The following is a 13,208-nucleotide window of genomic DNA, read 5'->3' as shown; positions in this document are numbered from 1 at the left end:
CAAGGGGCTATGCGCGAGATTTGTGGCGAGGGTGAGAGGTGCAAGACGGTAGGCCCGAAGAGGGGGCGCGGTTGCTCAAAGCTTCGTCACCCCACTCAATCACGCCCAGCACTACCGCCTTATCCTCGGCCGATAGTCCTCCGCCCCCCAGTGCAGTACCGAGCGCCTGCGCGGGCGGGACTGTGGCTCGTAATGGCGGCTGAGAGCGGCAAGCGCGGTCTTTAGCACCACCTTGGCGGAGCGCACCGGCCAGCCGCGTTCGGCTTCGACGCGCTCCAGCCCTTTCAGGAAACAGCAGACATCGACGAGCACACCCGAGAGCTCCGGCCCCACCGCGACAAGCGCCTGGTCGACCCGCTGGCGCGCGGCAAGGGCGGCGTCCGTGAGGTCGGCGATGCCGTTGTCGCCGCCGCCGCGCCGGCCATCCGCCACCGCCGCACTCCAGTTGGCGCCAAGCCGCGGCATGATGCGACCGCGCGTATAGTCGGCGCGCAGGCGTTCGCCGGCGCGGAACTCGTTGTCGTCGAGGAAAGGTGTGCCGTTCTTCGTCCGCCTCCGGGCCAGTTGCGCCAATGGGGATTCGGAGAAATCAACCTGGACCGTATGCGCACCTGTCTCGGTCTGCAGCGTGCGGGTGCCGAGATCCATGTGCTGAGCGCGAAAAGGCGTATCGCCCGCTTCCGTGCGTTTTGCGAGCGCCCGGCCCTCCGGTGAGAGCGCAAGCCCCGCACCTTCTCTCCGTATCACGCCGTCACGCACCAGCGCGGCCAGCGTTGCCGAGGTGGCCGATACCATGCCGCGCTCGCCGCCGTCGAGCAGGACCGCGCCCTCCTTGGCTGCCGCGCGCAGGGCGACGGGACCCGCGGCGAGGAAGCGCACAACACGCGCCCGTTCCTTGCGCGCACGCGCCGAACCGATCTCCGCCCGTCTCAAGGAAACACCTCCGTCTGCCGGAAGGCCGCCGCCGTGACGCGCTCGACCATGTGGATGATGCGGTCGAGATCTGCGTCGTCACGCATGTCTTCGACGAAGTGGCAGGCATGCTTGACCGTGGTGCGGTCGCGCCCGAAGCCTTGGCCGACCTCCGTCATTGAAAGCCCCAGCACCACGTGGGTCACATACATGCCGATCTGCCGCACCCGTGTCACGCTTTCAGTACTCCTGCCGGGCCGGCGCAGCTCGCGTCCGCTGACATTGAAAAGGGCGGCGACGATGTCCATCACGCATTCGCAGACGTCCATCACCCGCTCGTCGGTCACCGGGCTTAGCTTGCGTGTATAGGCTTGGGCGAGCGCAGTCGGATCCTGCAATTCGTTTTCGTCCGGTATCGGGCTTGCGGCAGTCAAAAGCACGGAACGGATCCCTCCCGCTGAAAAAAAAGGAATAAATTCCTTATACCGTTGCCGGCTGCGGGCGTGAACAAAAAAGGAACAAAAATCGAAGCGTGTTATCATATCCTATTGTTTTAGAAGGGAATTTTATTTTTTTGCGAAAAAAATACAGCGATTTTATCCCCGCGGCGCGCATCCCTCGCACACTGGGGCTCCAACAGATGGAGGTGCGTGCATGAGCGTGTTTCAGGAAGAGGCCAAGGCATTCCGGCAAGTAAAGGAACTCGAGGCAGCGGAGGCGCGTCAATGCGCGGTATTCTTCCTCGTTTCGGGGATAGACCTGGCGGCGGCCCTAAAGTCCTCGGGAAAGAAAAGGGCGGCGATCCTGGCACGGCTTACCCGGCTGATCGAACGGGAGCGGCTGAAGGGCATGCGGCGGCACTGGAGCTATGACCTCAACCGCCACATCGCTCTCAAGCAGGTCTATGACCGGTTGAAGGCGGGCGTCGCCGGGGCAAGGGAATCGGAGGCTGAAAAAAAACCTCCCCGGCGCCGATTTAGCTCGGTGCGGGCTCAAAAAAGGCAAAAGCGGCACCCTGAGGCGCCGCCTTTCGAAAGCACTCAGCTGCGATGAAGCGCTACTTCTTCTTCGGCTTGCGCCCGAGGCCCATCTTCTTCGCCAACTGCGAGCGGGCCACGGCATAGCTAGGAGCAACCATCGGATAACTGGGGTCGAGACCCCACTTCTCGCGATACTGCTCCGGCGTCAGGCTGTAGTGCGTCATAAGGTGGCGCTTCAACGACTTGAATTTCTTACCGTCTTCAAGGCAGATGATGTAATCGTCGTGCACCGAACGCTTCGGATTGACTGCCGGCTTCGGCTTCTCAGTCGGTGCCTGCTCGCTGGTGCGGTTCACCTTGCCCAGCGCCGTATGAACGTCGGCAATCAGGTTCGATAGCTCCGAAACGGGAACAGGATTGTTGCTGACATAAGCAGCGACAACATCTGCCGTCAGTTCGATAAGCACTTCATCATTTTTTGTCTGTGGTTCGTCCATGTTCACTACCCTACCCCAATGTCATCAATGATCCGACACCGCGCCTTCTACATACGGCGGCATTCAAACACCCATTTACTTAGTCTTATCAGTGCCAGCATACAAGCACAACGGGTTATTCACGCTTTGATATATCCCGTCAACTCACAATTTCTATCGGGCACCGGCATGCTCTATATTTGTTATACTTGCTTCCAGTTTTGATGAATTTCGGTTTGGCCGTTGCCTTGGCATTGGCCAACATCTCTACGATTAGAGCCGGACTGTGGCCGCGACGGGTCAGAAAGAGCGGCGCTTGGGCTGTTTCTTTCCGTCCGGCGCTTCGGCCATTTCGTCGTGCACCGAACCTTCCCACAGGCGGTAGCCGGCAGCATAGGCGGCCTTGGCCAGGAGATGGGCGGAGATGGGCGCCGTCAGCAGGAGGAAGACGATCGCCGCCAGCGCACGCGTCACCGTCGAATGATCCTGCGCGAACAGCGCCAGGGCCAGCAGAAGCACGCCGGCGCCCAGCATGCCTGCCTTCGAGGCGGCATGCATACGCGAATAGAGATCCGGCAGGCGCAGAAGACCGATGGCGGCGGCGAAGGTGAAGAAGGAGCCGACGAGCATCAGCGAGCCCACGAGGAGGTTTTGCACAAGCTCAATCATCGCTCTTCTCCACGAATTGCCCGCGTGCCTCGTCCGAGATGAACTCTTCCTCGAAACGTCGGCTCATTACGAAGCGGGCGAAGGCGACGGTGGCCAGGAAGCCGACGAGGCCGAGCGCGATGGCGATATCGAGATAGAGTGTGTAGCCGGTGCGGATGCCGATGACGACGATGAAGCCGATGGCGATCGACACCAGCATGTCGAGCCCCAGGACCCGGTCGGGCAGGCTGGGTCCGATGACGACGCGCAGCACGGTGAGCAGGAAAGACAGGCTCAGTATGGCGAGCGCCGCCTGCTCAGCGAAGGCAAGGAAATCCTGTCCGGTAATCATCGGAACGCCTCCATGATCCTGCGTTCGAAGCCCTGCGCGATGTCGCGCCTGAGCGCATCCGGATCGGAGCAGTCGATGGCGTGGATATAGAGGAACTTGCGGTCCTCCGAGACGTCAACCGACAACGTGCCCGGCGTCAGCGTGATGAGGTTGGCGAGAAGCGTGATCTCGAAATCGCGGTCGGCCTTCAGCGGAAAGGCGAAAATACCGGGCTTCAGCTCCATGCGCGGCGAAAGCACGAGCACCGCCACCCGCCAGGCCGAAAGCACCAGTTCGTAGAGGAACAGGGCGGCGAGCGCGATCAGCTTGAAGCCGCGCCGAAAATAGCCGAGCGAACCCACCTGCTCGCGTATGAGATAAAGCGCCAGCGCGCCGAGCAGGAAGCCGAAGACGATATTGGCGAGCGTGAAAGAGCCGGTGATCGCCGTCCAGATCAGCGCCAGGAGGATGTTGATGAGATAAAGGGTCATTGCGCCGCCTCCTCGGGGAAGACAGTGCCGATATAGGCCGGCGCGTCGAGGATGGCGTTCGCCGCCCGTTCCGCTACGCTGATCACCGGGTCGGGATAAAGGCCCATGACCACCACCGGCAGGGAAAGCGCGGCAAGCGCCACATAGCCCAGATACGGCGAGGCCGGAGCCTCTGGGTCCGCCGCCACCCGCGGCCGCCAGACGGCGAGGATGAAGACACGGCCGAGCGCCAGCGTGGTGAGAAAGCCGGTGGCCAGGATAGCGAAGGCAAGCCAGGGCTGGCCGGAATCGAGCGAGGCCCGCACCAGCATCACCTTCGGCCACAGCCCCGAGGCCGGCGGCAGACCGGCCACCGCCAGCATCAAGAGCAGCGCAAAGGCGGCGACCAGTGGATTTGAGGTGTAGAGGCCGGAAAGCTTGCTGAGCGAATAGCTGCCGCCAAGGCCGTTCATCACCCCGGCGAGCAGGTAAAGCGCCGTCATGACGATCATCGAATGGAAAGCGTAGAATATTGTGCCGGTAAGGCCCTCCGAGGTGCCGAGTGCGAGGCCCGCCAACATGACGCCGACGCCGGAGATGACGACGAAGCCGAGCACGCGGCGCAAATCCGTCTGTGCGAGCGCGCCCATGATGCCGATCACCATCGTTGCCGCCGCCACCCAGGCGATGAGGCCGGACAGGAGCTCGAGTTCCGGCGGGAAGAGCATCACCAGCGTGCGCAGCAGCGCGTAGACGCCGACCTTGGTCAGTACGCCGCCGAAGAGCGCGGCGGTGACGATCCGCGGCGTATGGTAGGAGGCGGGCAGCCAGAAATTGACCGGGAAGGCGGCCGCCTTCATGCCGAAGGCGAGCAGGTAGAGTACGGCAAGCGTGGTGAGTGGCGCGTTCTCCCGCAGCCCGTCCGCCTTGCGGGCGATATCGGCCATGTTGAGCGTGCCGAAGGTGCCGTAGAGGAGGGCTGTGGCGGTGAGGAACAGCGTTGTGCCGACGAGGTTGAGGATGGCGTATTTGGTCGCCCCGTCGAGCTGCTTGTGCTGCGAGCCCAGCACCAGGAGGCCGAATGAGGAGATGAGGAAGACCTCGAACCACACGTATAGGTTGAAGATGTCGCCGGTCAGGAAAGAGCCGCTGACGCCGGCCATCATCAGCATCATGAAGGGATAGAAGCCGTAGCGCCGGCCCACCGCTCCGATGTCGGCGGTGGCGAAGAGCGCGCAGACGACTGCCACCAGCGTGGCGACCAGGGCAAGGGATGCGCCGAGCGCATCGGCCGCGAACGAAATGCCGAAGGGCGGCAGCCAGCGCCCCATGGTCATCACCAGCGGGCCTTGGTCGAGGACGCGCGCCAGAAGACCGATATTGCACAGAAGGGCGGCAAGGAGGCCGGCCACGGCAAGGCCCGCATGCAGCCGCGTCTCGTGACGCACCATCAACAGGATGGCGCCGGTGACGATGGGGATTGCCACCGGCCCCACCACCAGCCAATCGGCGGGCGTGGCAGGCGCCAGCACCATGGCTCCCGAAAGATCGACTGCTTGACCGGGTTCGATTGCCATTGGCGCCTCAATATCCGAGCGGCGGGAGGTCTTCGCCCTCGGGCTCGGCGACCCGCATGCCGTCGGTGTCGTCGGTGCCGAGTTCCTGATAGGCGCGGAAGGCCAGCACCAGGAGGAAAGCGAAAATGGAGAAGGAGATGACGATCGCCGTCAGGATGAGCGCCTGCGGCAGTGGGTTGGCCGTCACCCTGTCGGGTATGTCGAGGCCCTCGGGGATGATGGGCGGCACTTCGCGCACCACGCGGCCTGCCGTGAAGATCGTCAGGTTCACGGCGTTCGAGAAGATCGACACGCCGAGAAGGATGCGGATGATGTGCTTGGACAGCATCAGATAGATCGATACTGCGAAGAAGACGGCGACCGTGGCGGCAAGGATGGTTTCCATCACGCGTGCTCCCTTTCCTCAAGCGCCAGCGCGATGGAGGTGATCGAGCCGACGACGACGAAATAGACGCCGACGTCGAAGGCAAGCACCGTCGAGATGTCGACGGGCAGCCCCAGAACGTCGATCTCGGTCCATTGGCCGGTCAGGAAGGGCATGTCCATGAACAGCGACACCGCTCCCGACAGCGCCGAAACGAGCAGGCCGAAGCCAGAGATGGCCATCGGGTGGAAGTAGAGCGCGCGGCGCACCGGCGCCACGCCGCAGGCGATGCCGTAGATGGCGAAGGCGGAGGCGGCGATCAGGCCACCGATGAATCCGCCGCCCGGCTCGTTGTGACCGCGCAGGAGCACAAAGATGGAGAACAGCACCATGAGGCTGGCGAGATAAGGCGCGATGGTGCGGAAGATCAGGGTGTGCATGTCACGCCTCCACCTTTTCCACGGCCCTGGCCCGCTGCTTTTTTTCTGCCTTGATAGGGGCAACCCCCGGGCGGATGCGCACCAGCGCCAGGATGGCGAGCCCGGCGATCATCACCACGGCGATCTCGCCCAGCGTGTCGAGGCCGCGGAAGTCGACGATGATGACGTTGACGATGTTGCGGCCGTGGGCGATGACGCGGGCGTTTTCGGCGAAGAAGACGCTGAGGGCGTCGTCGAACGGTACCTGCGTGACGCGCAGCAGGATGAGGCCGAGGCCGGCGCCGCACACGGCGGCGATCGAGATGTCGAGCATCTTTTGGCCGGTCGGCCGGTGATCGGCCGGCGATAGCCTTAGCCGCGTCATCACGAGGGCCAGGATGACCACCGACAACGTCTCCACCATGAATTGGGTGAAGGAGAGGTCGGGCGCGCCGAGCAGCATGAAGATCAGCGCCACGGCGAAGCCCTGGATGCCGAGCGAGACGATGGCCGTCAACCGGTCGCGTGCGTGGAGGACCGCGGCAAGGCCGATGAAGCCGATGGCGAGCACCGCCAGTTCGTAGAACGGCAGGGAGGGTAGCACGGGCATCGCCGGTAATTCGTCGAAGATGACCATCGGCAGGAAAAGGGCGGCGGCCAGCGCGATGAAGGTCGCGGTCATGTAGACATCGAGGCGCCCGCCCTGGACGATGCCGGTGACGAAGGTCGAGAGCCGCACCGTGCCGCGCACGGCCTGGTCGAAGCCGCGGTCCGGGCCCCAGCCGATGGCGGTGAGCGTCGCTGCCATCGCCGCGCGTCCGCGCTCCAGCGTCAGGTAGAAGGCGATGCCGAGGGCAATGGTGAGCACCGACAGAAGAAGCGGCAGGCCGATATGCGGGATCACGGAAATTGACACGGAAAGAGGTTCACCCGCCACGGCGCTAGCCATGGGGCTGGAGACGAAACGGTGGCTAAGGTCCGAAAAAAGCGCGGCCAAGAGGCCGTCCGCGGCCAGCACCAGCGGTCCAAGCCACAACAACACCGGCCCTTCGTGCGGCGTCTTCGGCATCTTCACCCGCACGCCGGTGAAGGGTTTGAGCGCTACCGCGAAACCGATGGCGAACATCAGGGCGTTGCCCAGCACTGCGGTGAGCGTGAGCAATATGCTCCAGCCGCTGGCAAAGCCGAGACCGGCATAGATCTCTTCCTTGGCCAGGAACCCGAAGAACGGGCCAAGACCGCCCATCGAAAGCGCGGCGAGCACGGCCGCAACGAAGGTGACAGGCATGGCACGGCCGATGCCGCCGAGCTTGGTGATGTCGCGGGAGCCCGTCTCATGATCGATGGCGCCGGCGATCATGAAGAGCGCGCCCTTGAACATAGAGTGCGCCACCAGATAGAGCACTGCGGCCTCCACCGCGACCTCGGAGCCGAAGCCGGTCAGCACGACGAGCAGCCCCAGCGAAGCGACCGTCGTATAGGCGAGCATCAGCTTGAGGTCGGTCTGACGCAGCGCCAGAAGTGTGCCGATGATGAGCGTCGTACCGCCGAAGACGGGCAGGATCGTCTCCCAAGCCAGCGTTTCACCCATCACCGGGTTAAGGCGCATCACGAGATAGACGCCCGCCTTCACCATGGTGGCCGAATGCAGGTAGGCGGAAACCGGGGTGGGCGCTTCCATGGCGTTGGGTAGCCAGAAATGGAACGGGAACTGCGCCGACTTGGTGAACGCACCGCCCAGAACCAGGAGCAGCGCCGCCATGTAGAGCGGCGCCGCACGCAGGACCTCGCCCTCGGAAAGGAGCGCCGAGAGGGAAGTGGCGCCGGTGATGTTGGCAATGACCAGAAGCCCCGCCAGCAGCGACAGCCCGCCGAGCCCCGTCACCACCAGCGCCTGGAGCGCGGCGCGACGCGCGGCCTCGCGCGAATGGTCGAAGCCGATCAGGAGGAAGGAGGTGATCGAGGTGAGTTCCCAGAAGACGAACAGCGTCAGAAAGGAATCGGCCACCACCAGCCCCTGCATCGACCCCATGAACATGAGGATGAAGGAGAAGAAGCGCCCCAGATGCGGGTGGCCCTTGAGATAGCCGCCCGAATAGAGAACGATGAGCGTGCCGATGCCGGAGATCAGGAGTGCGAAGGTGAGCGACAGGCCGTCGAGATACCAGGAGAAGTCGACGTCGAGGCTTTCGATCCAGGCGTAGCCGCCGGCGACCGTCTCCCCTTCCGAGACCGCCCCCAGGAAGCCGGTGAAGTGGTAAAAGATGAACGCAGGAACGAGCGCCAGGACCCAGGCGGCGTTATGCCCGAAGGCGCGGGTCAGGAACGGGGCTGCAGCGGCGCCGAGAAAGGGCAGGATCAGCACAAGGAATGTCAACCACTGCCCGTCCGCTGCCATTGGTTCCCCTCGTTCGATGTTTTTGCAGCCTGCGATCCGGGTAAGCCGATGAATACGCTTCGATCGCCGCCGTGACATAGACGTTCGCGTCAAGCGGGGCAAGGAGGGCGCGGCAATCCGCGCGGTTATTCACGAATTGTCGGCGCCAATTGCAAGATGGACGGCTGCAAAAGCGAGTGTTTGGACCCCATATAAGCGGCGGCACGAACGGGAGCATCGATCATGACGAGCAAAACGCGGTTGAAGGTTGAGAAGTCGGACGCCGAGTGGCGCGAACAGCTTACGCCCGAGCAGTATCACGTGACGCGGGAGGACGGCACCGAGCGTGCCTTTACCGGCCCTTACTGGGACAACAAGCTCCCGGGCCTTTATCACTGCGTGAATTGCGGACGGCCGCTCTTTGATTCTAAGACGAAATACGATTCCGGCACGGGCTGGCCGAGCTTCTATGCGCCGGTGGAGGATGAGGCGGTATCGCTCAACGAGGACCGCTCATGGTTTTCCACGCGCACGGAGGTGCGCTGCGCGGATTGCGACGCGCATTTGGGCCATGTCTTCAACGACGGGCCGGAGCCGACGGGGCTGCGCTACTGCATGAACGGGCACGCGCTGGATTTCGAGGAGCGGTGAGGCCAAGCACCCTCGTATCCTTTGTTCTCTGAGCTTGCCGAATGTCGAGCAACAAGGATGAAGGGACGCACCACGTGCGAACCGCTACGCCGCGGCCATCGCCATCTCCGCCTCCTGGCGGATACGCTGGATCATGGCGCGCAGGCCGTTGGCGCGCTGCGGGGTGAGGTGTTCGTCGAGGCCGAGCGCACGCAGTGTATCCTCGGCGTCGGTGGTCAGGATCTCGCTGGCGCGGCGGCCGCTGAAGAGCGCCATCATGATCGCCACCAGCCCGCGAACGATGTGCGCGTCGGAATCGCCCTTGAAGGTGATAAGCGGATCGCGGCCCTCGCCGATCTCGGTATGAAGCCAGACCTGGCTGACGCAGCCGCGCACCTTGTGGCGGTCGTCGCGCGAGGCTTCGGGAAACACCGGCAGGTCGTTGCCGAGCTCGATGATATAGCGGTAGCGCTCCTGCCAATCGTCGAGGAAGGCGAAGTCGTCGCGGATGGTGTCGATACCAGTCGTCATAGCCCGCATATAGTGATTATGCGGGCGGGCGTCACGGGAAAAGTCCGGTTTTTGAAGCGCGTGAGGCCGGATTATTCGGCCGGGGCGATGCTGCCGGTGGCGGTCACCTGCGGTTCTTCCCCCGGTTCTTCGACGATGTCCGCCTGGGGCACGGCCTTGTCGTCGATCAGGCCTTGAGCGATGCGCATGCCTTCCCTTGCTCGCGCGGTGATGGTGTGCACGGCGGTCTTGGCGGTGGCGCAGACCTCGGGCTGGCGTTCGCAGATGCCGGCGACGTCGCGCACCGCGTCACGGGCCGCCGCCAGTGCCTGCAGCGGACCGACCTTTTCGGCCTCCGGCCCTTCACCCGTGTTGAGCGGGATGAAAAGAAGCACCAGCGAAAGCCAGAAGGCACAACGGATCAGGAATCCCATGGCTTCAGTCCTCAATAGCCGCCCCTTGGATCCGGGGCTTCCCTGGTAGCGACAATGGCATCGGCGCGCAAAAGAGCTCTTGAGAAATTGGCTAAAATTGGAGGCAAATGGCTGGAAAATTCGAAAATGTCGGGATTCGAAACGAATTTCTTTCAAAGACGCGTCGTGGCTGCAACCTCTGCGTAAGCATCTAAGGAATTGCGCGGATTGCGGGATTCGGCCCGAGCGGCTTCTCCGCGAGTGGCGGAGGTGGGCGCGTGACAGCCCGAATCCGGCGATCTTTTGTTAACCATGTACGCATTCCCTTGCCCGCATTTCCCCAGATCGGCCACGTTTCAGGCCTTGCGGTGCCTTTCCCGGGCGCCCGTTTATCCTTTCCTTAAAGGCTGGATGCGAGTGTCCGACCAGAACAAGAGCCCGTCAAACGGACACGAGCGAGCGCGTCGAGTTGAGTACACGAGCGTCCCTTTCCACGAACTGGCCCGAGAGCCTGAAAGCGGCCTGCGAACGCCTGCTGCATCCCTCCGTCATGGGGGCGGATGAGCGCGCGCGGCAGCGGCGGCTGTTGGCAGCGCTTTTGGTGGGGCCGGTGCTTGCGGCGATCGCCACCGCGCAGGCGATGCCGCTCATTGGAGGTGGAGCAGGTGCGCTCGCTTCCGTATTCATGGTATTCGGTGCCGGCCTTCTGGCGGCCTTCGCGCTGATCGTCACCGGCCGCCGACGGCTGGTCGAACCTGCCTCGCTCGTGCTCGCGGCTGTGGCGGTCGGTGTCTTGACGGCCGCCGGCGGCGGGCTTTCCTCGCCGCTGACGGCGATGGCGGCTGCACTTGCCGTCGAGGCGGGCTGGATTGGGCGAACGAAGAGGGCGCTCGGCTTCGGGTTGATGGCGGCCGGCTCGGCCATCGGGTTCGGCGCGGCGTTGAGCGCGACGGTCTTTGCCGGCGCGGTGCCTGCCTCGGCGTGGCTGTGGGCGGTGCCGCTTCTTTATATGGCGACACTTCTCGCCCGGCTGCCGCTAGCCGGCGAGCGCGAGGCCGCTGGCGGACCGAAGGGCCGGTCTGTCGAGGAGGTCATTGGCGCGGCGGTCCTGCGCATGCAGCAGGGCGGCGACGTGGTTGAGGCTTCGCCGCAGGCGGAAGACTTGTTTGCCGTGGCGCCGGAGATGCTTTTGGGAACAGGATTTTTCGACCGTATCCACGTGGCCGACCGCATCGCCTATCTGCAAGCGCTGGCCGACCTGCGCGAGGGGGCAGACCGGCGCGTTGTACGCATGCGCATGCGCACACCGGCACAAGCCGGCGTACCGGCGGGAGCTTGCTTTCGTGCGCTGATCGCCGATATCGCCGCCGAGCCGGACGGGAGCGGGCTTGTCGCCGTCGTGCGCGACGACGCCGCGACGACCGAATTGGAGGCCGCACTTGCGAGCGCCAAGGATGCCGCCGATAGCGCCACGTTGGCGAAGGATCGTTATCTCGCTTCCGTCAGCCATGAACTGCGCTCGCCGCTCAACGCCATTCTTGGCTTCTCCGATGTGCTGGCGAACGAGATGTTCGGCCGTTTCGCCAACGACAGGCAGCGCGAGTATGTCGGCCTCATCCGCGAGGCGAGCGGGCACCTCCTGTCGGTGGTGAACGCCATTCTGGATGTCTCGAAGCTGCAGTCCGGCGCCTATGCGCTGGAGTCGCATCCGTTCCGCTTCGAGGAAGCGTTGCAGTTCTGCCTTGCGATGTCGGCGCGTGAGGCGGAGGCGAAGTCGGTGGCGCTGAAGGCCGATATCGCCGAAGACATCGGCGTGGTGAACTGTGATCGCCGCGCCGTCCAGCAGGTGCTCATCAACCTTTTGTCCAATGCGGTGAAGTTCACGCCGGCGGGCGAGGTAAGGGTGACGGCGCGGCGCAGCGGCGGCCGGCTGGAGCTCGATGTAAGCGATACGGGCATTGGTATGTCGGCGGAGGACCTGGAGCGTGTCGGCACGCCCTTCACACAGGTACAGAACAGCTATACGCGCCAGGGCACGGGGCTCGGTCTGGCGCTGGTGAAGGGGCTGGTGAAGCTCTCCGGCGGTGCCATGAGCATCGAGAGCGCGCCGGGCACGGGCACGCGGGTGCACGTCACGCTGCCGGCGGGCGGCGTGGAGGACGATGGCGGGGAGGAAGAATACACCGCGATAGGCGGAGCGAACTTCAACAGTGAGTGGAACGATGACGCGTTACGCAAGACGGCCTGAACACGGCGGAGACGAAGGGGGATGGCTGCGCGCCGGGCTTTCCGGACTGGGTGCGGTGGTCGCGCGCAATCCGGCTGCGGTCGGTGGGACGACGGCCTTTTTTGTGTCGCTGGCCTTCGTTTCGGCAAATGCGCTTTGGTATCAGCCGCAGGTGCACCCCAGCGCTTTCGTGTCGACGCGGGCGCCGGCTTTCACCGCGGCGCCCGCGCCGGAGATCGCGCCGGAGGAGACGCCGCGTCCTGCCGCCGCCCCCCGCGAGGAGGTGCGCGCGGTGACGGATGGCGAGGGAGCGCCGAAGGTCGAGGCTGAGCCGGCACCGGAATCGACGGGTTCGGTGGCGGAGGACAGCGGCGATGCCACCGTGCGCTCCGTTCAGAGGGTTCTGAGCGATCTGGGGCTTTATCGCGGACCCGTGGACGGGCTGACGGGGCCACAAACGCGTGGGGCAGTGGAAAACTACCGCCGCATCGTCGGGCTGGAGCCCAGTACGGAGATCGATTCGCCTCTGCTGAGCCAGCTCGGGCTGGAAGGGCCGGCGGCGACGGTGGAAGCGGCAGTGCCGGCACCAAAGCCGGCACCACGGCCGCGCGAGCAGAGCGATCCGGTGCAGACGGCTTCGCTCGACGGCGGGGCTGTAGCAGCAGCCGGCGGCGACCCGGTGATCAAGCGCGTCCAGGCCGGGCTGAAAGCTTTCGGCAATGACGGCATCGAAGTGGATGGTGTGATGGGCGAGAACACACGCTCGGCGATCCGCGAGTTCCAATCGCTGTTCGGCCTGCCGGTGACCGGCGAACCCGACCAGGCGTTCCTGGCCAAGATGCGGGAGATCGGCCTGACGAATTGATGAGCGGTA

General features: G+C 64.2%; 16 protein-coding genes. 4 read left to right on the top strand and 12 right to left on the bottom strand.

The annotated features are described in order from the left end of the window. Positions 1 to 111: 111 nt before the first annotated feature. Positions 112 to 933: a DUF6456 domain-containing protein gene (locus tag GPJ75_RS14480; protein ID WP_246249065.1), complete on the bottom strand. Its 822-nt coding sequence runs from the start codon at positions 931 to 933 to the stop codon at positions 112 to 114. Continuing rightward, positions 930 to 1,352, bottom strand: a complete 423-nt coding sequence (locus tag GPJ75_RS14475; RefSeq protein ID WP_246249064.1) for a helix-turn-helix domain-containing protein — start codon at positions 1,350 to 1,352, stop codon at positions 930 to 932. The genes GPJ75_RS14480 and GPJ75_RS14475 overlap by 4 nt, the downstream gene beginning before the upstream one ends. 214 nt (positions 1,353 to 1,566) lie before the next feature. Here GPJ75_RS14475 and GPJ75_RS27385 point away from each other — a divergent pair, with 214 nt between their 5' ends. Next, a complete protein-coding gene (locus tag GPJ75_RS27385) occupies positions 1,567 to 1,965 on the top strand; it encodes a hypothetical protein (RefSeq protein ID WP_246249063.1) in 399 nt (132 codons plus the stop codon). A 4-nt stretch (positions 1,966 to 1,969) separates the two neighbouring features. Here the strand turns inward: GPJ75_RS27385 and GPJ75_RS14465 are convergent, their stop codons facing one another. From GPJ75_RS14465 to GPJ75_RS14430, 8 genes are all read right to left on the bottom strand, one after another. Further along, the gene (locus GPJ75_RS14465) at positions 1,970 to 2,389 is read right to left on the bottom strand and encodes a Ros/MucR family transcriptional regulator (RefSeq protein ID WP_201285552.1); all 420 of its coding nucleotides are present in this window, start codon (positions 2,387 to 2,389) and stop codon (positions 1,970 to 1,972) included. 279 nt (positions 2,390 to 2,668) lie between these two features. Beyond that, complete coding sequence (gene mnhG / locus GPJ75_RS14460) at positions 2,669 to 3,037, bottom strand: monovalent cation/H(+) antiporter subunit G (protein ID WP_163269039.1); 369 nt, start codon at positions 3,035 to 3,037, stop codon at positions 2,669 to 2,671. Further along, positions 3,030 to 3,368, bottom strand: coding sequence for a cation:proton antiporter (locus GPJ75_RS14455; RefSeq protein WP_205602539.1), 339 nt, complete (start codon positions 3,366 to 3,368; stop codon positions 3,030 to 3,032). The genes mnhG and GPJ75_RS14455 overlap by 8 nt, the downstream gene beginning before the upstream one ends. Next, entirely contained in the window at positions 3,365 to 3,838 is a 474-nt protein-coding gene (locus GPJ75_RS14450; RefSeq protein WP_163269038.1) for a Na+/H+ antiporter subunit E, read from the bottom strand. Before GPJ75_RS14450 ends, GPJ75_RS14455 begins: the two co-directional genes overlap by 4 nt. Beyond that, positions 3,835 to 5,394 (bottom strand): Na+/H+ antiporter subunit D, encoded by a 1,560-nt coding sequence (locus GPJ75_RS14445; RefSeq protein ID WP_163269037.1) that lies wholly within the window; start codon positions 5,392 to 5,394, stop codon positions 3,835 to 3,837. Before GPJ75_RS14445 ends, GPJ75_RS14450 begins: the two co-directional genes overlap by 4 nt. A gap of 7 nt (positions 5,395 to 5,401) precedes the next feature. Then, positions 5,402 to 5,779: a Na+/H+ antiporter subunit C gene (locus tag GPJ75_RS14440; RefSeq protein ID WP_163269036.1), complete on the bottom strand. Its 378-nt coding sequence runs from the start codon at positions 5,777 to 5,779 to the stop codon at positions 5,402 to 5,404. Further along, positions 5,779 to 6,198, bottom strand: a complete 420-nt coding sequence (locus tag GPJ75_RS14435) for a Na+/H+ antiporter subunit B (protein ID WP_163269035.1) — start codon at positions 6,196 to 6,198, stop codon at positions 5,779 to 5,781. Before GPJ75_RS14435 ends, GPJ75_RS14440 begins: the two co-directional genes overlap by 1 nt. A 1-nt stretch (position 6,199) precedes the next feature. Further along, complete coding sequence (locus GPJ75_RS14430; protein WP_163269034.1) at positions 6,200 to 8,575, bottom strand: putative monovalent cation/H+ antiporter subunit A; 2,376 nt, start codon at positions 8,573 to 8,575, stop codon at positions 6,200 to 6,202. Between the two features lie 222 nt (positions 8,576 to 8,797). On the opposite strand from GPJ75_RS14430, the gene msrB reads away from it, so the two are divergent. Then, on the top strand, positions 8,798 to 9,205 hold the full coding sequence (gene msrB, locus GPJ75_RS14425) for a peptide-methionine (R)-S-oxide reductase MsrB (RefSeq protein WP_163269033.1): 408 nt from the start codon (positions 8,798 to 8,800) through the stop codon (positions 9,203 to 9,205). An 84-nt stretch (positions 9,206 to 9,289) separates the two neighbouring features. Here the strand turns inward: msrB and GPJ75_RS14420 are convergent, their stop codons facing one another. Both GPJ75_RS14420 and GPJ75_RS14415 read right to left on the bottom strand, forming a co-directional pair. Next, complete coding sequence (locus GPJ75_RS14420; protein WP_163269309.1) at positions 9,290 to 9,715, bottom strand: SufE family protein; 426 nt, start codon at positions 9,713 to 9,715, stop codon at positions 9,290 to 9,292. Positions 9,716 to 9,786: 71 nt separating this feature from the next. Then, entirely contained in the window at positions 9,787 to 10,128 is a 342-nt protein-coding gene (locus GPJ75_RS14415; RefSeq protein ID WP_163269032.1) for a DUF5330 domain-containing protein, read from the bottom strand. A gap of 448 nt (positions 10,129 to 10,576) precedes the next feature. Between GPJ75_RS14415 and GPJ75_RS14410 the strand changes: the two genes are divergently transcribed. Both GPJ75_RS14410 and GPJ75_RS14405 read left to right on the top strand, forming a co-directional pair. Beyond that, entirely contained in the window at positions 10,577 to 12,355 is a 1,779-nt protein-coding gene (locus tag GPJ75_RS14410) for a sensor histidine kinase (protein WP_163269031.1), read from the top strand. Then, on the top strand, positions 12,330 to 13,199 hold the full coding sequence (locus tag GPJ75_RS14405) for a peptidoglycan-binding domain-containing protein (protein WP_163269030.1): 870 nt from the start codon (positions 12,330 to 12,332) through the stop codon (positions 13,197 to 13,199). The genes GPJ75_RS14410 and GPJ75_RS14405 overlap by 26 nt, the downstream gene beginning before the upstream one ends. Positions 13,200 to 13,208: the final 9 nt, after the last annotated feature.

Origin of the sequence: Chelativorans alearensis (assembly GCF_010993735.1) — a bacterium.
GTDB classification, from domain to species: Bacteria; Pseudomonadota; Alphaproteobacteria; order Rhizobiales; family Rhizobiaceae; genus Chelativorans; species Chelativorans alearense.
This window is presented reverse-complemented; position numbering and strand designations above follow the sequence as displayed.